The following is a 22293-nucleotide window of genomic DNA, read 5'->3' on the forward strand; positions in this document are numbered from 1 at the left end:
ATAAAAAAAAGCACCCGAAGGTGCCCAAAGTGCTTGTGCTCGTCCTTATGCTTATATTCTTATATGCCTATGTTCCTACGTTCCAACTTCCTATCTTTCCTTATCTACTCTTTACAGTTAGAGCCGCCCCGCTGCATCAAGCCTGCTTCACATGCTCCTCACGATACTCCGTTGGCGTCTTGCCCGTGGCCTTCTTGAACACTTGCGTGAAATATCGCGGGTCCTGATAACCGACCATTGGAGCTACCTGATAGACCTTCACCGCACTGTTCTGCAGAATGTACTTGGCGTTCTCCATCCGGCAGTGAGTGACGAATTCCAGGAAGGTATAGCCCGAGATTTGTTTGAACAGGGTGCAGAAATGGCTGATGCTGAGATCGGCCACCTCGGACACCTCTTCGATGCTGAGATCCTTATGGTAATTGGATTCAATGTACCGTTTGACTTTCTCAATGATGCTGCGTCCGTCTTCGCGGACGGCCGTACTGTGACTCTGCTGCAGCCATTCGCGGAATTCCGCCTTGAGCACTTCAATCATATCCGACAGTGTTCCAAGGCCATGCAGCTTGCTTAACAGACTTTCAACCGACCATTCACCATGGGTGTTCAGATGCTCGAACTGCCGGTACAGCACCACACTCATCTCAATAATCAGGCGTTCCGCCAGCTGCTGCGGCAGGGCCTGGGATTCTATGAAGACAGACATTTCATCAAACAGGGCAAGCATACGCTCCAGGTTCAATGTGCGGATACTCTCAATCAGCGAGAGCTCCAGTTCCTTGGGATATTTCACCTCACGGCTGCCGGCTGCCGCAGTCTCCTCTTCGATGAACACGCCCGCCTGACCGGAATAGAAACGCTGATACAAGGCTTGCGCGGCCAAGGGATACACCGTGCTTAACTGATCTATCCCCCGGGTGGTGCGGCTGATGCCCACAGAGCAGTTCAGCTTAGAGTATCTCTTGATGCCGTTGATCAGCTGTTCACCTAGCGCTCTTTTGCCGGTGCTGATGGCGGCCGGGAAAAGCAGGATCCATTCCCCGTTATAGAACGGGAAGATCGACAGCGCCCCGTTCTCCAGCGACCATTCCTCCAGAATGTTGCGGACCGCGAACAGCCAGAGATGCTTCTCTTCTGCACTCCACTTGGCCGTGAGGCCGGCATAGTCGTCCAGACGGACAACGGCCATGAAATATTCTTCCTCAAGCTCACTGTTCTCCAGCCACTTCAGATGCTGCAGCGGGCGCGGATTGCCGAGCGTGAACTCGGCCAGCATCCGCTCACGGGCAAGCAGCGACAAGGTCTGGACGGAGAGCATCAGCTGCTCATTCTCCTTCTGGCGGTCGAGCCGTTCTCTGGCCCGGGCAAGCATGACCGCCAGTTCCTCATGATCGATCGGCTTCAGCAGATAATCAAACGCGCCGAGCCGCAAAGCTTCCCTGGCATACTCGAACTCGCCGTACCCGCTGATGAAGATGAAGATCAGCTTGGAGCTGCGCGGGAGCACCTCTTTCATCAGCGCAATCCCGTCTATGACCGGCATGCGGATATCACTGATGATGATCTGCGGTGAAGTCTCCTGAATCAGCTGCAGAGCGGCCTCCCCGTTCTTCGCTTCACCAACAATAGTCAAACCCAGCTCTTCCCAAGGAATCGCAACCTTCAGGCTGCGCAGAATAATCGGCTCATCATCCACGAGCAATACTTTATATTTCTCCTGATGCTCACTCATTTTATTGCACCCCCCCAGGCTTTATTGAACGTCCGAGCTCCGGATCAGATTCCAGTATTGCTTGGACGCGTCTTGCAGCTCCTGTAGAGCCTGATCGGCCTGCATTCCTCCGCCGATCATCTCTTCAATCACACTTAAGAATGTCTTCTTCACTTCAGGAGACAACAGATTATCGTAGGGTACGAAGCTCTGGTGGCTCTCTTCCATCAGCTCCATCACCTGAGCGAATACCGGTCCGGTCTTATCCGGATCGAAGGCAATCCGCATCGAGGGTATTCTCAGGCCTTCGTACACAATACGCGTCTGGATTTCCTTGGTATAAAAGCCTTTCATCAGCTCCAGCGCAGCTTCCCGTTTCGCACCGGTGAGGCTCGATGACAGCCCGATTCCCATGGTGTAGCCGCCGGCAATCGACGGCTCCGCCCCTTTGACCAGCGCCGGAAACGGAATCACACCCACCTGATTCTGGAATTCCGCCGGAGCTGTCTGGCCTGAGAAAAGATTGATGTCCCAGTTACCGTTAAGATACATCGCCGCCTTCCCGTCAGTGAACAGACGCACTGCATTCTCGGTTGACGTATCGTTGGATTCGCTGCTAAAAGCGCCCTCGCCGATCCACCGGTTCAGATGCTGGAAGGCCTTCATATAGCCGCTGTTCTGAAATCCGGCTTCACTCTCGCCTGTCACCAGCTCCTGAATCAGCTCCGGCCCGGCATAGCGGTCCATTAAGTAATGGGCGAAGATCCCGGCAGGCCAGCGGTCCTCATTCCCCAGGGCGAACGGGATATAGCCTGCCTGCTTCAGCTTCACAATCGTCTCGTCCAGTTCCGCCACTGTTTCCGGAATTTCCAGTCCAAGCTTATGAAAAATGGTTTTGTTGTAATAGAGCGGCTCTGCATTGCCTTCAATGGGCAGGCCATAAATATGTTTGTTAAAGGTCCACAGATGCAGGTCCTTGAACTGATTGCTTAATCCGTTCATGTCCGTGAACTCGGTCAGATCCATCAGCCGGTTCGAACGGACATAAGGCTCAATCTCCGCCCCGCCGAACAAAACGAACATATCCGGCGGCGTACCCGTCACCATCTCGCTCTTCAGCTTCTGCTCCCGGTGAATGTTCTGATCCAGTCCTTCGAAGTTCACCTTCACGTTCGGATGGCTCTCCTGGTAGCTCCGCACAACCTCCTCGAAGATGGCCAGCAGCGGCCGGTCATGCTCTTTGTTCCAGAAGTGCCGGAAGGTCAAGGTGATTTTCTCGGGAGAGTTATCTTCAATCGGCTCCCGGTCTTCCTGCATAATGAACCAGACCGCACCGGACATCAGCACGATGTAGAGCAGAATCCACCCCCAATTGGTCAACCATCTCGCAACGTTCCGCTGGTCCTTCATTCCGTTTCTCCTTCTCATGATGGCTGAATCTTCGGAATGCGGATACAAACCGCTGATCCGAAGCCGGGGGATGAGCAGACCAGAATGCCATAAGGATTGCCGAACCGGATGTTCAGGCGCTCATGTACATTCTTCAGCCCCACCCCGCTGTCGCTGTATTTCCTCAGATTGGCCCGTTCCTTGTTCCACTGGCTCATCAGCACCGCAAGGTCAAAGCCCGGCCCGTTATCCTTGACGATTATAATGATATCCTTGCCGTTCTCCTGGGCTTTGACCGTAATGGTTCCATGCTCCTCCATCTGCTCAATGGCATGATATAAAGCGTTTTCTACGATTGGCTGGACAATCAGCTTCTGGGTCATCACCATCTTCAGGGAATCGGGCAGGTCCAGCTCATAAGAGAATTTCTCTTCGAAACGGAACTTCTGAATATCAAGATAGTGGCGGACATGCTCGAACTCCATTTGCAGCGGAATCAGCTCCTGATTCTGGCTGATGCTGATGCGCAGCAGCCTGCCGAGCGAGATGACCATTTTGCTGATATCCTTGTTGCCGGCCAGCACCGCCATCGAATTAATGGATTCCAGTGAATTATAGATGAAATGCGGGTTAATCTGCGCCATCAGCGCCTGCATCTCCGCTTCCTTCTTGCGCCCCTGCTCGGTCTGCACCTGCTCGATCAGCTCATTGATCTGCGAGCTCATCCGGTTGAAGCCGTCGATCAGCGAATCGCTCTCATCATTGGCACGGAGCGGCACCGTGATCGGCATGAATATCCCCTGCTTGACCCGCTTCATCCCGTTCACCGCACTGTTAATGCTGCGGACGAGCCTGCGGATGAAATAATGGTCGAACAGAAAAGCAGACAGCAGCGATACCATCCCAAGAATAATGGCGATATTGCGGATGGACACCGATTCCGATGAAATCAGATTCATCGGGGTAATTGCGGCCAGATACCAGTCTGTATTATGTGAAGGCAGGAAAGTGATCAGAGACCGCTCCCCTTGATAATTGTCAATGTAATAGTCCTGCTCCTGGGTATAATTCTCCTGCAAAAAAGGAAAATCCGTCCTTTGTCCAATATACTCTCCGGACTTGTTGAAGACGATATTGCCCTGCTTGTTCACCAGCAGAATATCCCCTTTTTTCAGGGTCGCCGCTTCCCAGAAGATCTGATCGAGCAAATCCGGCTTGACATACACAACCAGATAGCCGATATCCTCCAGTGAATAATAATCTTTAATGACTCTGGCCTGTACCAGCACCGGTTTGCCCGCGCTTGCCGAGCCGTTCTCTCCGGGACCGGACCAGACGGGACGCCCTTCAGCGCTCTCCATCGCTCCGAACCAGACCTGTTTGTGCATATCGGCAAAAGACATCGGCGCATTATATTGATACAGCAGCCGGTCTTTACCGTACAGACTGAAGGATGTGACCATCGGATGATTGATCAGCAGATTGTTAATCTCCTGCTTGCGGTCATAGGTAAGCACAAAGTTCTGCTGCTTGAGCGATTGCTGAATCGCCGGCTGCGTGATCGCAGAATTGGTAATCGATGAAATCTCGCTGAGCGCGAACTTGAGCTTGCGGTCCGTCTCCAGCAGTGAAATCCAGTAGAAATTGCTTGATTTCTTCTCCATGGCATTGGAGAAATTGACATACGTAACAATCCCCATAACGATCACGGGAATGAATACGAGAAGAATAATAGCGAACAAGATCTTGCGGCGGAGCTTCATGTATGGTCCCTTCCTCCTGCTGACTCTGTCCATTATTATTCTTCACAGCATTCTATATTTCCTGTTACAGCCAATAACAGTTCATCAGCTCTTGATAGCGCCTGAGGTCAGACCGGCAATAACCCAGCGGCTGAACAGCAGGAATACGACGAGCAGCGGCAAGGTTGCCGTGAAGGTTGCGGACATAATCATTCCATAATCCAGACCGTCACGGGTAGTGAACAGCTGCTGCAGAGCAATCTGTATTGTATAATGCTCCTTGTTCTTCAGCACCACCAGCGGCCAGAAGAAATCATTCCATACGGTCATGAAGTTGAGAATACCCAGTGTAGCCATTGCAGGTGTAATTACCGGCACCGCAATCTTCCAGAAAATTCTGAAGTGCCCGCCTCCGTCGATCCGTCCGGCTTCAATCAGCTCGGTTGGAACCGCAGCGGATATGTACTGGCGCATCCAGAAAATCCCGAAGGCATTAACCATCGCCGGCACAATCAGCGCCTTGAAGCTGTCAATCCAATGCAGCTTAGCCATAATAACATAGGTCGGCAATACCCCGAGCTGCTGCGGAACAATCAGTGTAGCGATTACGAATACAAACAGCATATTTTTACCCGGGAATTCATATTTGGCGAACGCATAACCGGCCAATGTACAGAAGAACACGACCGAGATCGTCACCATAGACGATACGAACAGCGAGTTGCCGAGCGCCTGGAAGAAGTCCGATTTTTCCAGCACACGCTTGAAGTTGTCGAAGAACTGGTCTCCAACCGTCAATAGCGGCGGTACATGGAACACAGCTCCCTTGTCATTCGTACCGACGACGAACATCCAATAGAACGGGAAGATAGAGACCAGTGCCCCGAGGATCAGCAGACAATAGAAGCCCAGCTTGCCGAAAAAGCCGAGATCATCCGGTTTTTTTCTGAACATACGAAGTGTGCTCACGCTTTTTTCCCTCCAGTCTCTCTGCTGCCGCTTCTGGAAATCAGCATATTCAGGACAGAGAACAGTATCGTAACGAGGAACAGCAGAACTGCTGTAGCCGCCGCAGTACCGAAGAATCCGTTGCGGAATGCTTCGCTATACAAATAGGTAACCATCGTGATACCTTCCTGCCGGGTAGATCCGGTTCCGGATTGGCCGAGGAAGACATACGGCTCTGTGAAGAGCTGCAGGGCACCAATTGTCGATTGCAGGGTTACGAAAATAATAAACGGCTTAAGCAGCGGCAAGGTGATGGAGAACAGCTGCTGTCTGCGGTTAGCCCCGTCGATCCGGGCAGATTCATACAGATCCATCGGAATACTCTGCAGTCCGGAGAGGAACAGAATCGCGTTATAGCCCGTCCAGCGCCACATCACCATCGTTGAAATGGCGATTTTGACTCCCCACCAGCCGGAGTTGAACGCCATGCTCTCTACACCGATTCCGCCCAGCAGCCAGTTGATCATTCCGTTGTTACCGAACAAGGTGCTGAATACGAGCGTAACGGCAACGATGGAAGTGATATTCGGCATGAAATAGAGAATGCGGAAAGTCTTTTTGAACCGGGTCATGCCCGAGTGGAGCAGCACAGCCAGAAGCAGCGCCAGGAACACCTGCGGCACAGTACCCATCAGGCCCATGATCAGCGTGTTGCTGAATGAGATCCAGAAGGTCGGATCGCTGGTGATCAGATCGTAGTTTTTGAAGCCCACGTATTTCATGGGACCCAGTGCATCCCACTTGAAGAACGATAAATAGAATGTGAAGAAGATCGGATACAGTCCGAATATCGAGAACAGAATAAAGAACGGTGAAATAAATGTATACGCAGTGAAGCGGCTCCGTCTTTGTTCGGTCAAAAAAGGACGTTTGCTCTCGGCATGCGGACTCGCTAATACGGGCTCAGCCATGTCACACCTCCAGTGAATTCGTAAATATAAATCCGGACTCACAGAGGATGAAGCTCTCCGTGAATCCGGACATTTGAGGAATCGTCTTCCTCAATAGACTAAGATTAGCGTCACCAGGAATTTAGCCGCGCTCTGCAAGAGTTTTCGACTGCTTTACAGCATCTTCCCACTCTTTTGCCGGATCAGCTTTCTTCTCAAGTACGTTCTTGAGCGCATTCTTGAAGAAGGTATCCGTCTGGTCATGCAGCGGTCCGTAGTATACCGGTTTAACGCGGTTAGCCGCTTTACCGAATTCAACAGCTGTCTGCTGACCGCCGAAGAACTCATCCTTGAAGTCTACGAATGCAGGATCTTCATACAGTGCAGGGATAGAAGGCATCAGACCTTTGGTCTTGAAGGATTCCAGCTGGTTGTCTTTGTTAACAAGCCATTGGATGAAATCATAAGCCTCTTTCGAATGCTTGCCTTCCTTAGGAAGGGTGATGAATGAACCGCCCCAGTTGCCGGCTCCTTCAGGAAGCTGGGCAATTTTCCATTTACCGGAGGAATCAGGTGCGTTGCTCTTGATGTTACCAGCCATCCATGCCGGGCCCATAACCACTGCGAACGAACCGTCGTTCATGCCTTGGCCCCATTCAGGCGACCAGAGCATAACATTGCTGATCCAGCCTTCTTGAATGCCTTTTACAGTAAAGTCATACGCTTTCTTCACTTGCGGATTGGTGTCGCCGATGAAGGTTCCGTCAGCTTTGCTGAAGTAGATTTCGTCAGCAGACTGGTCACGCAGCGCATTGTACGTAAGATCCGTCAGATCGGAGAAGTATTTGCCGGTTTTATCTTTGAAGACTTTGGCTACAGTAGCGAATTTATCCCAGGTATCGATCGCAGCGCTGAACCCTTCAGGATCGCTTGGCAGGCCGGCTGCTTCAGCCAGATCGGTACGGTAATAGACTACAGTAGGTCCGATATCTGTCGGAAGTCCAAGCTGGAAGCTGCCGTCAATAGAAGAAGCCTGTTTCCATTTCCAGTCCAGATAGTTGGCTTGGATGTCTTTGGCACCCAGATCGTTCAGGTTGTAGAATTTGTCCTGTGCGCCCAGGAAGCGTTCCATGAAACCGATTTCAAGCTGGAAAATATCAGGTGCGCCCGAACCGGCCGACAACGCTGTGGTCAGGTTGTTGTGGTGGGCCGTCTGGTCACCGGTGTTCTGTACCTTGATGGTTACATTCGGATGTTCCTTAGTGTATTCAGTAGCCAGCTCTTCATAGTTCACGTTGCCCAGTGTCCAGAAGGATAGCTCCACCTTCTCTGCTGGCTCTGTATTAGCCCCTTCAGTTGCCGGTGCATTAGTGCTTGCTGCGTTGCCGCCTGTATTACCTTCTGCAGCCTTGTTGCCGCCGTTGTTGTTTCCTCCGCATGCCGCGAGCGAACTCATGAGCATGATGGAAACCAGCGTCAGCGCCAGGTTTTTTACTTTTTTCATTCCTCTGTACCCCTCTCAAAGGTTTCTCTTACAAGATTTAGTGTACAGTAGGCAGATGTTTTTTTTGAGGAGGCAAACTCCCGGTTTATGGTGGAAATATTTATGATTTATATAAGACGCACTTAAGTTTGAACTTGAAGCTTCATCGTCACTGCGGTGACATTTGGACTTCCGGCCGCTGTTGTCCCAGATTTCTTCATCTCATCCGCTGTTCTCGGTGGAAGTCCGGTGACTGAAGCTGCCGAAGTGGATTTGAAGCGTGGACCCAGGTATACTAATTATATTTGCTGTACAGCAGTTATCCCGATATAAAGGAGAATTATCCCATGCCCATCAACCGTCCTTTGCTGACCGACAGCGATCTGCAGGAAGCGATTGACCGCAAGCTGCCCGTCCGTGTATTCCAGGATGACCATCTGGTGAATTCAGGTGCGACGGTGGTCCGTTTCACAGACTCGGATGTTGTAATCCAGTCCCGGGTCAGCGATTTAACCTATTATTCGCGCAGCCGCTGCGAATTCTTCGAAGTCCGGCCGTAGCCCATGAAAGAACAAGCCTTGGGCAAGTGTGAGCTATGCGGCCGTTCCCCTCTCGCAACCACCGTCCATCATCTGACTCCCCGGGAGAAAGGCGGAGCGCTGCTGCCTACCGCACTTCTCTGCAAGGCTTGCCACCGGCAGATTCATGCCCTGTATACCAACAGCGATCTGGTTGTTCTCAACCTGACCACGCTGGACAACCTGAGGCGTGATTCACAGATTGCCGCTTATCTCAAATGGATTACCAGGCAGCCGCCAGGTTCCGAGCCCAGGCTCCGCAAATCCAAGCATGTGCGGGGCGGACGTTAGACCGCCTCGCATTAGGCATGAATAGATTGCCTGTTATAGAGACACTATAGAGCGGAGAATGGCCGACAGGCTAACCACAATCTATAGTGAGGCAGGTGCATTTATGTTCAAGCGCTTTGACGAAATTGCCATTGAGATTCCCGAAGTAGAGCGTCCAGACCCGAATGCCGCGGCTGCAGTTCAAGAGCTGATGGGCGGTAAATTCGGCGAGATGTCGACTCTGAACAACTATCTGTTCCAGTCCTTCAATTTCCGCGGCAAAAAAAAGCTCAAGCCCTTCTATGACCTCGTTACGAGCATCACTGCCGAAGAGCTGGGGCATGTAGAGCTGGTGTCACATGCGGTCAATAAATGCCTGTTCGGATCGACATCGTACAAGGACCCGGATCAGACTCCGCTTGAACCTTTCAAAGATGCGCGAAACACTTATTTTGCGCTCAGCGGTGCGCAGTCGTCTATGCCTTTTGACTCGATGGGCCGTCCCTGGAGCGGGGAATATGTGTTCAACAGCGGGAACCTGATTCTCGATCTGCTGCACAACTTCTTCCTGGAATGCGGAGCCCGTGCGCACAAAATGAAGGTGTACGAATTAACGGATCATCCGGCAGCACGTGAAGTAGTAGGCTATCTGCTCGTCCGCGGCGGAGTCCATGTCGTGGCTTATGCCAAAGCGCTGGAGATGGCTACGGGAGTTGATGTAAGCAAACTCGTCCCCATCCCTTCCCTCAGCAACAAAGCCTTCAACGAGACACGCAAATACGAATCACGCGGACTGCACACGAAGCTGTACACGAACAGCGAGGGTGATTTCACGGCGATTAAGCAGATCTGGAAGGGACCGCATCCCGAGGATGGCCAGCCGCTTGAAGTCATCGAAGGCTCGCCTAAGGGATCCCCGGTTCCCGATGCACCTGAAGTACCTGAAGAATTCGCACCGGGATTCTCCGAAGAGGAATTTCTGGCTATTGCAGCACGTCTGCAGTCAGCAGCCAACATTAGAGAATAGGAATTGAAGGTTTAACCATCATAAGCAAGAAGAGTTAAACAGATAAATATTGCAAAAAAAGCAGGTGCCTTCCTATGATGGAAGGCACCTGCTTCTGCTGGTTCTATAGTTTGCTGCGATATATTCTGCATCTGGTGGTTCCTAGTAAAGATTCATTTCTTCATATCGCCATAGGCACTGAGCTTCTCATTGAGAACTTCCTGGAAGCTCTGGACTTTGTCTTCTGATCTCTGCGGCTTAGGATTGAGAACGGGCTGAGGTCTAAAAAACTGATGATTAAAAGCCATAAGATTATGTACGCTCATACTCATTGAAGTTCAACCTCCTTCTGTAATCTTCACCTTAGTTTGCGTGAGTGCGAAATATCTTATCCCTTATATAACCCGCTCTTTCAGTTCCTAAACAGTTTTATCTCAGAAAAATGGAAATAGCGGACCCAGACTTGAAAAATAAAGTCCGGGTCCGCCGCTGAGACTTATCTTTGTATTAACATCATTAATGGAGGAGAGCAGCGAACAACCTGTAATGATGTGCTCCAAACACCCGCGCATGCAATCCGTCACCTAATAACATTATTCATGATAGGATGAAGACATTATAACGAAAAATCAGTCACGCCTTTCTTAGAGGCATATTTCAGCGTATAGGTTCCTCCGCCCTCAAAGGGCATCGTGGCCATTTTTATCCGGGTATAATCAAGCCTATGCTCTCTTAATACCTTTTTGATCAGAGCCATACCCCGTTGTTCATTTGTAACGACACAAAAGATGTTAAGCACAAATTGATGCGGGTCTGACACCGTTTTGCCCAACTCATAACCATCCACATAGCCCAGTTCAGCATCAGCCAAGTATTTATTCAGATATTCCGTTACTTTATCCCTCAACCATTCATCGCGCTGGCTCCCTTTAATGCTTTTCAAGGGATATTGTACGACTACCCAGCATTTCTCATTCATTCTAGTTCACTCCCTCGGTCTGATTAGCCCTCAACATGTCCTACGCAGAAAGAGCCAGCACCCGCACCTGCCTGATTATGTATGTGAACTCTCAGAAGTCCCAAACAGCGGATAATTGTATTTCATACAATTAAAAGGTAGCAAAAAACGGAATGTGCCGGATTAGCTGTATTCTGTACAATTAAAAATGGCCGAAAGTCCATATTTAACGAAAGAAGGGGTTTTAGCTGTACGAAATACAGTTAACCCCCCAGTCAATCGATAATCAGTTGATTTAATTGTACGAAATGCAGCTAAAACGCCCCTAATTCCGCGTTATTTCTTCACTGCTGCCCAGGACGCTTCATCCAGCAGTTCCAGCTCCTCCGGATTTAGCCGGAAGGCCATCGCTCCGATATTCTCCCGGGCATGGCGGGCTTTGGATGCTCCCGGGATGGCGACTACGGTGTCGCCATGATAGTGAATCAGCCAGTTAAGGGCTACCTGGCCCGGTGTCACCTCATATTTCTCTGCCAGCTTACCCAGAGAATCAATCAGCGGCTTGCTGCGGGTCAGACTGGCATCGTCCAGACCCGATTGCATCCGCCGGATCCGGGAGACTGCAGCAATCTGCGACGGATCCTTGTGGAAGCGTCCGGTCAGGATGCCCTGCTGCAATGGAGAGTAGGCGATAATGGAAATTCCCAGCTCCTTGGCAGCGGCCAGAGTCCCGTTCTGATCGATATTGCGGTGCAGCAGATTGTATTTGACCTGATTGGATACCAGCGGGAGCCCGTAGGTTTTCAACAGCCGGTGTGCCTCAACCATCTGCTTGGCCGAATAGTTGCTTACGCCTACATAACGGATTTTGCCTGCCCGCACAAGTCCTGCCATGGCCTTCATCTCGCTGGCAATGGAGGATAAGGAGAACGGCTGGTGTATCTGATACAGATCAATTCCTCTTCCTCCCAGACAGGCGATACGCTGGTCAATCGTTGCGGTAATCGAGCCGGCTGTCCGCAGCAGCGGCCACCACTTGGTAGCGATCAGCGGTGCGGCATGCGGACTGCCCTCCTTCCGGAGCTGATCCAGCACATGAGCCAGCGCCTCTTCCGATTTGCCCCCTCCGTAGATTTCTGCCGTATCAACCCAGTTCATGCCGCCTTCCAGGCTGATCTTCACGATCTCCAGAATATCCGTATCGGTAAGATTACTCCAATAGCGTCCTACAATGCCGCGTCCCCGGCTGAACTGCCAGCAGCCGAGTCCAAGCGGCGATACGGATAAATCTGACTGCCCCAGCGGGCGTAAATTGACCTTGCTTGCGAGTGTCTCCATATTTCATCCTTCTCTCAGAGAATTAATTGAATACAATATGTAAGAGCTTATATAGCTATGAGACAATATAACTGTACACAAAGCTTAAGTCTTACCCTACAGGCTGTCAATTATCGTGCCATTAACACTGCATAATAAGGCCATGGCCTTAAAAAAGGAGGATATGGTATAATTGCCCTGCCATACTGCTCTAATTCTTGCAGGAAGCTTACATAAACACAACCATAACGGAGGGAATTCATGTTTAAACTTTTTTTCGGTTATCTGCTGCTGTCCCAGCTGGTAGGCAATCCATTTCTGGCCCTGATTATCCTGCTTGTCGTACTGTATTTCCTGGACCGCCGTTATGTCGGGATTTTTCCCAGCGTTACGAAGCCCCTTCGCCGCAGACGTCAGATCTCCAAACTGCGGACGACCATTATGCAGAACCCGAATGATGTAACCGCCAAATTCGATCTGGCCCGGCTGCTGACAGAGCGCAAACGCTACAGCGAGTCCAAGGAGCTTCTGACAGCAATTGTTGACCGTTACGAAACATCGGCTGAGTATTGGGTGGAGCTGGGATACGCGAACCTGAAGCTCGGACTGCTCTCCGAAGGAGAGTCCCAGATGCTCAAGGGACTGGAGATCAACCGCAGGGCGCAATACGGGCAGCCCTACCTTCGGCTCGCCGAAACCTTCCGGCATACGGACCACGACAAGGCCCTCTACTATGTGAGCCAATTCCAGGAGATTCAGACCTCCTCCAGCGAAGCTTATTATCTGGCAGGTTCCATGTACAAGGCGTTGGGGCGCGGGGAAGATGCCAAGCGTGCTTTTGCCGAATCGCTTGCCATTTACCGTTCATTACCCAAATACAAGAAACGGCAGGAACGCGGCTGGGCGCTGCGCAGTTATTTCGCCAAGCTGCGCTGAGCGGCAGACTATAATAATACAGGACCTTTACCGCAAACAACCTCCGGCTGCTGCACGTTACCGTGCCCCGGAGGTTGTTTGTGTTATTTTACAGGAACCGTTATCTCAAGTTCAGGAATATAAAGCTTATGCCCGTCTTTCCAGACGTAAGGTTTGATTATGATACTCTCCGGCCTCTTCTCAAAAGGTTCAAAGACACTGCTCTGTGATATCGTATGCCGGTTACCGCTACTGCTGCCATCTACCATAACAGCCTCTTGCCCTTGCCCATCCCACAGCTCGAACCAAAAAATGAAACTCCCCTGTTGCCTGTATTTATCTGGAATAGCTTCCTCTATAGCCTTGATATCCGCTCCGGGGTCTCCCGTAACTTCAGTTAGCAGCCGGGTCGATGTTTGGCTTAGTTCCAGCCGCGTGACCCGCAAATGAATATGGTCATGTACCTTGACCTCTCCGGGAACAAGCACAAGATCGCCCAAAGTATTCTTGCTCACCGGAAACTCAAAGCGGAATGGCTGATCAATTCCATTAATAGAGACCAACATGGTGAGATCAAATTGCTCAGGGAGTTGCAGATTAACCCCACTCAGTGCTGTAACGATGACAGAGTCAGGTGCTCCCGTACCTCCCGAAGCCATGGCGTTTCCCGTATTCACCGATTTTCCGTTCACCCGAAACTCAATATTGTTGATTCCTCCCGCTTCCTCACCCATACGGGTCAAATCTAACCATTTCCCCTTGTCACCGCCGTCTGCCTGAATACGGGTAAGCACCAATGACAAGCGGCTTCCGTCATACATTTGTTCCGAAACACTGATCGTCGTCCCGTCCTGAGTAACGCTCTGCTGAATATTTGTGGTTAGACCTGCTTTATTTGCTTTTTGAAGCCCGGCATCCCCTACAAGTCTGAATACACTTTCCATGAACGGCAACTGTTTCAGGGTCTCTGCCATTGCCGGAGAGATGAACCCCAGACTAACAATGATCACCAGCCCGGCGGCCACAGATGCGGCACTAATCATCAGCCGGAACAGCCAGCTACGTTTACTCCTGTGTTTGGAGATGTCCTTGTCTGGAGCCTCCTCCAAGCTTGCCTCATCCCGTTCAACGATCATCCGGTAAGTTTCCTCCATACGTGTGTGCACAACTTCCGGCAGTTCAGGAAGACTCTCTTCCTTGAGACCTGCCAGCCTGCTCTCCAATGGCTGCTGACTCATTCGTTCACCTTCCTTTCTACGGGTTGCGCGAGAGATTGATATAAGGTTTTTCTGGCCCGGTGCAGTCTGGTTTTGATTGCGCTCTCTGACAGCTCAAACAGCTCTGCAATCTCCTGAAGCCTCAATCCCTGATAATAATGCAGCTTAACAATCGTACGCGATACCTCTTCCAGCCCGCTGATGGCCTGACGCAGATCCATATCTTCTGCGGATGAAGAAGAGGTCTCTATACTCTCCGGCGGATCGGACATGACTACAACCCTGTCCCTTCTGCGCAGAATCATGTTGCATTCATTGATCAGAATACGAAACAGCCAAGTGTTGAAATATGCCGCCTCTTTCAATCCGGAGATTGCTCTAAATGCCTTCAGTACAGTCTCCTGCATGGCGTCCGCACAATCCTCGTCATTCCTGACCATGGACTTCGCCATACTGTACATCCGCCTATCCAGACTCTTCACCAGTTGGATGAAGACCTCACTGTCGCCTGCCTGTGCACGCTGGACCAGATCCTCTTGTACGGTATCCAGGGTAGATCTCCTCCCTTCCTTCGGGATGCTGCTGCTTCCCGCTTGTTAGTTGTATATATCTGTTTAGATGAAGCACAGGCGCATAAGGTTACCTCAGTACGAACAATTATTTTCTCTTCTTATGTAAACAGCAAAGAACAGGCTCCATTAAACCGGAAGCCTGCTCTTTATTGTATCCTATCAGATAATACTGAACCTTAGAGATTCAGGGATTTCGGCTTTTCCTCTGCAGCTGCCGTACTGAACGGCCACCAGTTGGCCCGCCCGAACAGCCGCACCATTACCGGCACGAAGAACGGAAGGAACAGCAATGCGTACAGGGCCAGACCCGAGAGCACCACGGTGGCAATCTGCATCATCGACAGCACCCCTGAAGGATACATCGAGGCGAAGGTACCGCCCAGGATAACAACGGCTGACAGAATTACCGTTCCCATATTCCGCATGGCATGCAGAATGGCTTCACGCACATCCCATGTTTTATTCTCATTGAACCGGGCCATCAGGAAGATACTATAATCTACCCCGAGGGCAATCAGCATGACGAAGCTGAAGAACGGAGTCGTCCAGGTGATCCCGGAATAGTTCAGCAGATGGACGAAGATCGCCTCCGTTACGCCAAGTGCCGTAAAGTAGGTAATCAGCAGGGAGATAATCAGATACAGCGGCATAATGATTGACCGGAGCAGCAGCACCAATATGATGAAAATACCGCCCAGCATCAGAATTACCGTCCGCGTGTAATCCTCATTAGAGATTTTCTGCAAATCGCTGTAGGTGCTGGTCACGCCGCTCATGGCTGTCTCCGCGTTCTCCAGCTTCGTTCCGGCCACGGCGCGGTCCACTGCCGCCTGGATATCCCCGACACTGTCAATGGCTTCAGCACTGTATGGATTCTCAGCGAATACAACATCCAGTGTCATGACCTTGCGGTCTCCCGACAGATAAGTATCAAATACCTGCTGAATGCCGTCAGCTTCAAGCGCCTCTGCCGGTACGAAGAACCCGCTCAGCTCGTCATCCTTGGCATCCTGAATCTGCTTAAGGTAATCCTGTGCGGAACTCAGGCCGCCAGTAATTTGTCCCAGGCCATCCGCACTTTGGGTAAGACCATCTGTCAGCTGGCCGAGCTGGCCTGTAAGCTCACCGAAACCGTCCGCGAGCTGCTGCTGTCCGCCCTGCAGCTGATCCAGCCCGCTGGTGATGGACGGAAGCTTGCCGACAATCTGCCCCTGTCCGTCTGCTGCCTGATTCAAGCCGGATTGCAGCTGCCCGATACCGGCCACCAGCTGATCCAGCCCCTTCGCCAGCGCGGATTGGCCTGCTGCCGCTTTGGCATAACCGGCATTGGCTTCGCTCAGGCCCGCTGCCGCACCTTTGAGCTGGGCTGAAATCTGGCCCAGCCCTCCGGCCAGCCCTGCAGCTCCAGCGCCGCTCTGCGTCACTGTACCTTTGATCGTCTGGTAATTGATATCCTGCAGCAGCTCCGGATATGCAGTCTCAAGTCCTGCGAAGGAGCCTTCCAGACCTGTCAGTGCATCTGCAACACCCTGAAGCTGTGTCTGCAGGCCGGCAAGCCCTCCATCCAGCGCCGTCAGGCCGCTGCCGATCTTCTTGTAGCCTTCGAGCAGCGCGGTATTGGCCGCTGCCAGCTGTTTCGCGCTTGCCGCCGCCTGCGCGAGGCCGGCCTTAATCTCTCCGGCACCGGCTGATCCGCTGCGGATGCCGTTCTCAATACGCGACAGGCCGTCACCCAGCGCAACGATGCCTTCCTTGAGCTCAGCTGTACCTTCCGTCAGCTTGGCGCTCCCGGATGCGGCCTCTGTAAGTTTAGGCCCATTCTCTTTCAGCTGCTCGCTTGCTTCTGCAAGCCCGCTCTGAATTTTGGTTAAGCCTTCATTGCTCTGATCCAGCCCGTCGGCGAGCGTAGCGACCTGGGTAGGGATCAGGAAGTCATTAATTTGCTCCCCGGTCGGACGGGACATGCTGCGTACAGCCTTGACTCCGTCCACCTTTTCCAGCTCACGGCTGATTTTCTCGGCCAGGCCCATATATTCAGCCGTATCCATCCGGTCATCATTCTTAATGACAATCTTGCCCGGCATCGACTCACCCGGACCGAAGCTCTCCGAGATAATATTGAAGCCTTTGACCGACGCGTAATCCGAGCCGATTTCATCCATGCTGTTGAAGCTCAGCTTCCCGCTGTATGTAAGCAGGAACGGCACAACGATGACTGCCACAATCAGCAGCGCAGCCCAGGGTCTCTTCAGGGAGAAGGAGCCTGCCGCCCCCCAAATCCGGCTCTCGCTGTGCTCCAGCTTGCCGCGTGACGGCCAGAACAGCTTTTGACCCAGCACCGCCATGAAGAACGGTACAATCGTCACGAGCGCCAGCAGCATCACGGCAATCCCGACAGCCACCGCGACCGCTGAACGGTACAGCATGAATTTGGACAGGCCGATCGCCAGGAATCCGACGAACACCGCCAGCCCTGAATAGAATACGGTACCGCCCGCTTTACGGTAAGTAGAGATAATAGCACTTTGTGTATCCTCGGAATGGGCAAGCTCTTCCTTGAACCGGCTGATCAGCAGGATGCAGTAATCCGTCCCGATCCCGAACATAACAGCGACCATGAATATCTGTGTGAACGTGGACAGGGGGAAATCAAACCGGTCCACCAGAAAAGCCACAACCGACTGTGACACAATATAACTCAGCCCCACGGTAAGCAGCGGCACAAACGGCGCTACGAACGAGCGGAACACAACGAACAGAATGAGCAGAATAAAGACAACAGTAATGTATTCCGACTTCTTCAGCCCGGCTTCCGAGCTGGCAATCGTATCTTCTGTAATCAGCCCTTCACTGGTCATATAGTGATCAGCGGTGACATCACCCAGCAATGTCCCGGCCTTGGCCGGCAGCTCTTTAACCTCTTCCTCTCCGCCCTGCACCGACAAAGCAACCATGATCGTATTGCCGTCTTTAGCAATAAGGGTATCCTTAAGTTCAGGCTGTGTAAAAGGATCGGTGATCGCACTGAGATTCAGGGAAGCCTTATTCGCGGCCAGCTTCTCAACGCCTTGCTTAATACTCTCGGTGTCTGCAGCCTGCAGGCCCTCCGGCTTGTTGAACACAAGCGCAACCTGATGTACCGTTTCCCCGCCTTTGGCTTCTGCCACTTCCTTCATGATCTCGGCGGCCTTTGACGAAGTGTATCCTGCCGGGACCGAGATCTGCCCCTTCTCCCGTACCAGATCGGACATAGCCGGGGCGGTCAGGAATAACACTACTGCCACCGCAAGCCATATAGCGATAATTGCCCATCTTGCTTTTAAAACGGTTCTCAATTGTTTCTACCTCCTGGTTCCTGCATCAGAAATGCCAGCTTCTCAAACATCGTAATGAACCGCTCGATATCGTGATCCTCGAAGTGGAACAAGTAGGGGGAGATGACCTCCTGCATCTGCTTCTCAGAAGTGCTGTAGACACTTTTGCCATGCTCCGTCATCGTCAGATACACCTGCCGGCGGTCATTCTCATCACGGGTCCGCTCAATCATTCCCGCTTCGTCCAGCCGGTTGATGATAGCCGTAATTGAGCTCTTGCCCACCGCCACTGCCTCAGCCAAATAGGTGGAGGTACACTTCTCCTGTCCGGCAATCAGCCGGAGAATCAGGAACTGGTCACTCGTCAGCCCTTCGCCAAAAATATCCCTGAGTCTGGCATTAATCTGCCTGGTCACAACCATATAAGCGTCCACGTAACGGTTGATCCATTCCTCTGCATCCTTTTTCATGCGGGTTCCTCCTTTACGAAATAATAGTTCACGTGTAGAACAGTTTCACAGTAAAACTATATTGTCCTATTCTTAAAAAGTCAACCGCTGATCATGAATTTTACATTCCAGCGCAAAAACAGCCACCCTGCACCGTAAAGTGCTGAATGGCTGTTCTCTTCCCCTATAATCTGTCAGTAATGTTCTGTTACGTTGAGGCCAGCCTTCCGCTTTACTCCTCGTCCTCGGTCTCTTCAACCTCGTACACACAGCGGAACATTTCGATTCCGGCTGCGTTCTCGCCCAGGCTGTATACCATAAATCCAAGGCTGCGGTAGAAATCCGCGGCAATCTCATCTTCGGTCTCCGCCACCAGATAACGCGGCTGACGGGTCGTCACCAGCTCCAGAATCATCCCCCGCGCATAGCCCTTGCCCCGGTTCTCCGGCAGCACTGCAATATGGCGGATATCCAGCGATCCGTCCTCAGTCTCTTCAAAGCCGGTGAGGCCGAGCAGCAGCCCTTCCTCCTCCCAGCCGCATAGCTGCAGTGCCGTTTGCTCCCGGTATTCTGCCGACGTGCGCTCCAGCGCATCCGGATCATCTATAACCGCATAAGCCAGCAGTTCGTTCACCTCAGGGGTTCCGACAAGCGGCTTCAAATCAATCAACATTATATGACCTCCTAAAAGTTTGTTTAGCACTTCCCACCATTAAGCGGCTTCCTGCAAGCCTGCTTCGAAAGCACATGCTTAAGTGGAGAAGGTTCTCCTGTTGCCGGTGAGATCAAAGGTTCAGAGCAGCCTCCGCCTATCCCCGCACCAGCCGCAGCAGTGCATATCCCGCCCATACCCCCAGCAGGTTAAGCAGCAGATCATCAATATCCAGGCTGCCCGCCCGCAGCAGCATTTGCATTAGCTCAAGGACTATTATACATAGAACTGATACTAGCGTTAACCGCAGAACTGAGCGGTAAGCGGTGCTAACCAGAGGCAGCAGGATGCCAAAAGGCACAAACACGGCCACATTACCCAGCAGGTTAACCAGCCGCCCCGAGTAAGACACTCCGTTACTCATATCAAAATACAGACGCATGGTGCGCAGCGGCTCCAGATTGTAGCGCAGCGGCCCCTCTGTCTGAAGCGTCCGTCCAAAGCCGAGAAACATCCAGTAGATCAGCACTGCACTGTATATGAGTAGCAGCAGCCAGGCCAGTATCCGCCGCCCCGGGGGCAGCTTCTGTCTATTTGCCGCCGGTTTTCTTTTCCGGCGGTGTTTACGCGTGTTAGAGATTGCTCTCACCTTCAATGATTTCAATGGTGCCGTCATTCTTGCCGATCACTGCCATATCGGCAATGCCGATGAACAGCCCGTGCTCCACGACTCCCGGAATACGCTGGAGGGCAAGCGCCAGATCAGCAGCCGAGTCAATAGCCTCGAAGCGGCAGTCGGCAATATAGTTGCCGTTATCCGTCTTATACAGCTCACCGGCGCTGCGGCGCAGCTCCGGCTTACAGCCAAGCTTGGCCAGGTCAGCGACAGTCCACTCCCAGGCAAACGGCACGATCTCAACTGGCAGAGGGAATTTGCCAAGTGTGGTCACGGCCTTGCTCTCATCTGCGACCACAATCATACGGGTGCTGCCCATCGCAACAATCTTCTCGCGGAGAAGCGCGCCGCCGCCCCCTTTTATCAGCTGCAGTGCACCATCAAGCTCATCCGCACCGTCAATGGTCAGATCCAGAGAATCCACGTCGCCAAAAGCAACCAGCGGAATTCCCAGCTCACGGGCCTGATCCTCCGAAGCCTGCGAGGTAGCCACTGCCGTGATCTTCAGCCCTTCACTAACACGTTCACCCAGCTTGCGGATGGCCCAGTAAGCCGTAGAACCGGTACCCAGCCCTACCTTCATTCCGTCCTGTACGTACTCGACGGCTTTCTCTGCTGCCAGCTGCTTAACATTGATACTCATTTTATTACCCCCATGTTATCCGTTATAATGAACCAAGTACAATAATGCACACCAGGAGGATTCCGGATGAGAACCGAAAATCAGATTCAATCCAAAATCAACGAATTGACGCTTCAGCGCAGATCTCTGGAGTCGCGGCTGGCACCCTTGTCTGCCGAAGATCCGCAGCGGGCAGCGCTGAATGTCCAGCTGACCCGGCTGGAAGATATGATGATGATGCTCGAATGGGTACTGAACGCACCCACGGGTAAATATCACGCCTAACGGATAGTTAAGGACAATATGTAAGCCCGAACAGATCAGCAGGCAGGCCTACACTGTCAGCTCAGCTATATTCTTTGAGCATGGCCTCATATAATATGGCATTGTCATGTTCAAAGCAGATAAATTCAATCCGCTGCAGCGGGAGCTCCGCTGATGTCCGTTCACGCACATAAGTCACGACTGAACCCAGCGCCGTCTTGCAGGCCAGCTCTTTGGGGAAGTTATAGATTCCGGTACTGATGTTCGGAAAGGCGACACTCCGTGCTCCGTTAGAGCATGCCAGACTGAGGCTGCTGCGGTAACATTGGGATAAAATAGCCGTCTCGCCTGCAGTGCCCCCTTTCCAAATCGGTCCTACGGTATGAATGACTCCCCGGAACGGGAGAAGCCCTGCTGTCGTTACCGCGGCTTGTCCGGGGAGTATCCCGCCTTGCTTCTGCCGGATTACAGCGCATTCTTCTGCAATCCGGGGTCCGCCCGCCCGGTGAATCGCCCCGTCCACTCCCCCGCCGCCGTAGAGGCCTGAGTTGGATGCGTTCACAATCATCTCACCCTGCCAGGCAGTAATATCGCCTTCACTTACTGAAATCACTACATTATTAACTGTGATTTGCATGTTCGGCCTCCTGTTTCGCCGCAGTCTCCAGCGCTTTAATCAATTCCTTCTCCCCCCTGCGGACAGCCTTGCCCGGAAAAGATAAATGTTCAAACCGGACTCCCTGCATCGCGGCCTGGCGGAGATTGCTGAGCATATAATTCTGCGCGTCGGACAACACCATCTCGCCCCGTCCGGCAGCAACCCTGCACAGCGCATGCGTGATGAAGGACTCTCCGTCCGCCCCGTCAAACAGCGTGAATTGAAATAAAGGGACTGCTTCCGGCAACTCCTCATTCGGAGAGAAAGTCTGATGATATACAGAATACATCAAATGGCCGGTATAGGCTCTGGATGAATCATTCTCCCGTTCAGCAAGCATTCTGCTGTTCTGAAAGGCAATAATTCCGGCGGCGAACAGCAGAAACAGCACCACACTTCCAATCAAAGTAAATATTCCCTTCACCGCCAATCGCATGAAATGGACAATACCGTTTCTATATTATCATGTAGAGAAGTCTGCCGGGAATGGCCCAGAGGCAAGAAATGTTTATTTAAGCGTTTCATCTATAAAGTTATTTTGAGATATTCAAATTAACAGTTGAAACTTCCCGTGGCATGTCTCATAATGAAGTGGAGCAAAC

The 22293-nt window shown here is 52.0% G+C and carries 23 protein-coding genes; 5 read left to right on the top strand and 18 right to left on the bottom strand.

Annotated elements, in window-relative coordinates; genetic code table 11:
- Window positions 1-136: 136 nt before the first annotated feature.
- From GC101_RS05005 to GC101_RS05030, 6 genes are all read right to left on the bottom strand, one after another.
- A complete protein-coding gene (locus tag GC101_RS05005; RefSeq protein WP_171716376.1) occupies window positions 137-1732 on the bottom strand; it encodes a response regulator transcription factor in 1596 nt (531 codons plus the stop codon).
- Window positions 1733-1753: 21 nt separating this feature from the next.
- On the bottom strand, window positions 1754-3121 hold the full coding sequence (locus GC101_RS05010) for an ABC transporter substrate-binding protein (protein ID WP_171716377.1): 1368 nt from the start codon (window positions 3119-3121) through the stop codon (window positions 1754-1756).
- Between the two features lie 14 nt (window positions 3122-3135).
- The gene (locus GC101_RS05015) at window positions 3136-4863 is read right to left on the bottom strand and encodes a cache domain-containing sensor histidine kinase (protein ID WP_171716378.1); all 1728 of its coding nucleotides are present in this window, start codon (window positions 4861-4863) and stop codon (window positions 3136-3138) included.
- Window positions 4864-4947: 84 nt separating this feature from the next.
- Window positions 4948-5811, bottom strand: coding sequence for a carbohydrate ABC transporter permease (locus GC101_RS05020; protein ID WP_039298142.1), 864 nt, complete (start codon window positions 5809-5811; stop codon window positions 4948-4950).
- Window positions 5808-6761: a carbohydrate ABC transporter permease gene (locus GC101_RS05025; RefSeq protein WP_171716379.1), complete on the bottom strand. Its 954-nt coding sequence runs from the start codon at window positions 6759-6761 to the stop codon at window positions 5808-5810. Before GC101_RS05025 ends, GC101_RS05020 begins: the two co-directional genes overlap by 4 nt.
- A gap of 121 nt (window positions 6762-6882) precedes the next feature.
- Window positions 6883-8244 carry an ABC transporter substrate-binding protein gene (locus GC101_RS05030; RefSeq protein ID WP_171716380.1) on the bottom strand — a complete coding sequence of 454 codons (1362 nt, stop codon included), beginning with the start codon at window positions 8242-8244 and terminating at the stop codon, window positions 6883-6885.
- 326 nt (window positions 8245-8570) lie between these two features.
- Between GC101_RS05030 and GC101_RS05035 the strand changes: the two genes are divergently transcribed.
- The 3 genes from GC101_RS05035 to GC101_RS05045 all read left to right on the top strand — a co-directional run bounded on the left by GC101_RS05035 (window position 8571) and on the right by GC101_RS05045 (window position 10098).
- On the top strand, window positions 8571-8783 hold the full coding sequence (locus GC101_RS05035) for a hypothetical protein (RefSeq protein WP_039298136.1): 213 nt from the start codon (window positions 8571-8573) through the stop codon (window positions 8781-8783).
- Window positions 8784-8786: 3 nt separating this feature from the next.
- Window positions 8787-9092: an HNH endonuclease gene (locus tag GC101_RS05040; protein ID WP_171716381.1), complete on the top strand. Its 306-nt coding sequence runs from the start codon at window positions 8787-8789 to the stop codon at window positions 9090-9092.
- A 103-nt stretch (window positions 9093-9195) separates the two neighbouring features.
- Window positions 9196-10098: a manganese catalase family protein gene (locus GC101_RS05045; RefSeq protein ID WP_171716540.1), complete on the top strand. Its 903-nt coding sequence runs from the start codon at window positions 9196-9198 to the stop codon at window positions 10096-10098.
- 152 nt (window positions 10099-10250) lie between these two features.
- Here GC101_RS05045 and GC101_RS05050 read toward each other — a convergent pair whose 3' ends face one another.
- The 3 genes from GC101_RS05050 to GC101_RS05060 form a co-directional block, all read right to left on the bottom strand.
- Window positions 10251-10409: a hypothetical protein gene (locus GC101_RS05050; RefSeq protein ID WP_171716382.1), complete on the bottom strand. Its 159-nt coding sequence runs from the start codon at window positions 10407-10409 to the stop codon at window positions 10251-10253.
- A 284-nt stretch (window positions 10410-10693) separates the two neighbouring features.
- Window positions 10694-11056: a hypothetical protein gene (locus GC101_RS05055; RefSeq protein ID WP_039298134.1), complete on the bottom strand. Its 363-nt coding sequence runs from the start codon at window positions 11054-11056 to the stop codon at window positions 10694-10696.
- Window positions 11057-11371: 315 nt separating this feature from the next.
- A complete protein-coding gene (locus GC101_RS05060; RefSeq protein ID WP_171716383.1) occupies window positions 11372-12373 on the bottom strand; it encodes an aldo/keto reductase in 1002 nt (333 codons plus the stop codon).
- A gap of 240 nt (window positions 12374-12613) precedes the next feature.
- Between GC101_RS05060 and GC101_RS05065 the strand changes: the two genes are divergently transcribed.
- On the top strand, window positions 12614-13288 hold the full coding sequence (locus GC101_RS05065; protein WP_171716384.1) for a tetratricopeptide repeat protein: 675 nt from the start codon (window positions 12614-12616) through the stop codon (window positions 13286-13288).
- Between the two features lie 83 nt (window positions 13289-13371).
- Here GC101_RS05065 and GC101_RS05070 read toward each other — a convergent pair whose 3' ends face one another.
- The 7 genes from GC101_RS05070 to rpiA form a co-directional block, all read right to left on the bottom strand.
- The gene (locus tag GC101_RS05070) at window positions 13372-14505 is read right to left on the bottom strand and encodes a DUF4179 domain-containing protein (RefSeq protein ID WP_171716385.1); all 1134 of its coding nucleotides are present in this window, start codon (window positions 14503-14505) and stop codon (window positions 13372-13374) included.
- A complete protein-coding gene (locus tag GC101_RS05075; protein ID WP_343049609.1) occupies window positions 14502-15062 on the bottom strand; it encodes a sigma-70 family RNA polymerase sigma factor in 561 nt (186 codons plus the stop codon). The genes GC101_RS05070 and GC101_RS05075 overlap by 4 nt, the downstream gene beginning before the upstream one ends.
- Before the next feature lie 170 nt (window positions 15063-15232).
- Window positions 15233-18391, bottom strand: a complete 3159-nt coding sequence (locus GC101_RS05080; RefSeq protein ID WP_171716386.1) for an MMPL family transporter — start codon at window positions 18389-18391, stop codon at window positions 15233-15235.
- Window positions 18388-18840 (bottom strand): MarR family winged helix-turn-helix transcriptional regulator, encoded by a 453-nt coding sequence (locus GC101_RS05085; protein WP_171716387.1) that lies wholly within the window; start codon window positions 18838-18840, stop codon window positions 18388-18390. The genes GC101_RS05080 and GC101_RS05085 overlap by 4 nt, the downstream gene beginning before the upstream one ends.
- A 211-nt stretch (window positions 18841-19051) precedes the next feature.
- Window positions 19052-19492 carry a GNAT family N-acetyltransferase gene (locus GC101_RS05090; RefSeq protein WP_076245501.1) on the bottom strand — a complete coding sequence of 147 codons (441 nt, stop codon included), beginning with the start codon at window positions 19490-19492 and terminating at the stop codon, window positions 19052-19054.
- Between the two features lie 136 nt (window positions 19493-19628).
- Window positions 19629-20135 (bottom strand): VanZ family protein, encoded by a 507-nt coding sequence (locus GC101_RS05095; RefSeq protein WP_246354179.1) that lies wholly within the window; start codon window positions 20133-20135, stop codon window positions 19629-19631.
- Window positions 20104-20784 carry a ribose-5-phosphate isomerase RpiA gene (rpiA, locus tag GC101_RS05100; RefSeq protein ID WP_171716542.1) on the bottom strand — a complete coding sequence of 227 codons (681 nt, stop codon included), beginning with the start codon at window positions 20782-20784 and terminating at the stop codon, window positions 20104-20106. The genes GC101_RS05095 and rpiA overlap by 32 nt, the downstream gene beginning before the upstream one ends.
- Before the next feature lie 72 nt (window positions 20785-20856).
- Between rpiA and GC101_RS05105 the strand changes: the two genes are divergently transcribed.
- Window positions 20857-21054, top strand: coding sequence for a periphilin-like transcriptional regulatory Lge1 domain-containing protein (locus GC101_RS05105; protein ID WP_171716389.1), 198 nt, complete (start codon window positions 20857-20859; stop codon window positions 21052-21054).
- Between the two features lie 61 nt (window positions 21055-21115).
- On the opposite strand, the gene GC101_RS05110 is transcribed toward GC101_RS05105, so the two are convergent.
- Window positions 21116-21670 carry a macro domain-containing protein gene (locus GC101_RS05110; RefSeq protein ID WP_171716390.1) on the bottom strand — a complete coding sequence of 185 codons (555 nt, stop codon included), beginning with the start codon at window positions 21668-21670 and terminating at the stop codon, window positions 21116-21118.
- A complete protein-coding gene (locus GC101_RS05115) occupies window positions 21654-22097 on the bottom strand; it encodes a hypothetical protein (RefSeq protein WP_171716391.1) in 444 nt (147 codons plus the stop codon). Before GC101_RS05115 ends, GC101_RS05110 begins: the two co-directional genes overlap by 17 nt.
- Between the last annotated feature and the right edge of the window lie 196 nt (window positions 22098-22293).

The organism is Paenibacillus phytohabitans (assembly GCF_013141775.1).
GTDB lineage: Bacteria > Bacillota > Bacilli > Paenibacillales > Paenibacillaceae > Paenibacillus_AQ > Paenibacillus_AQ phytohabitans.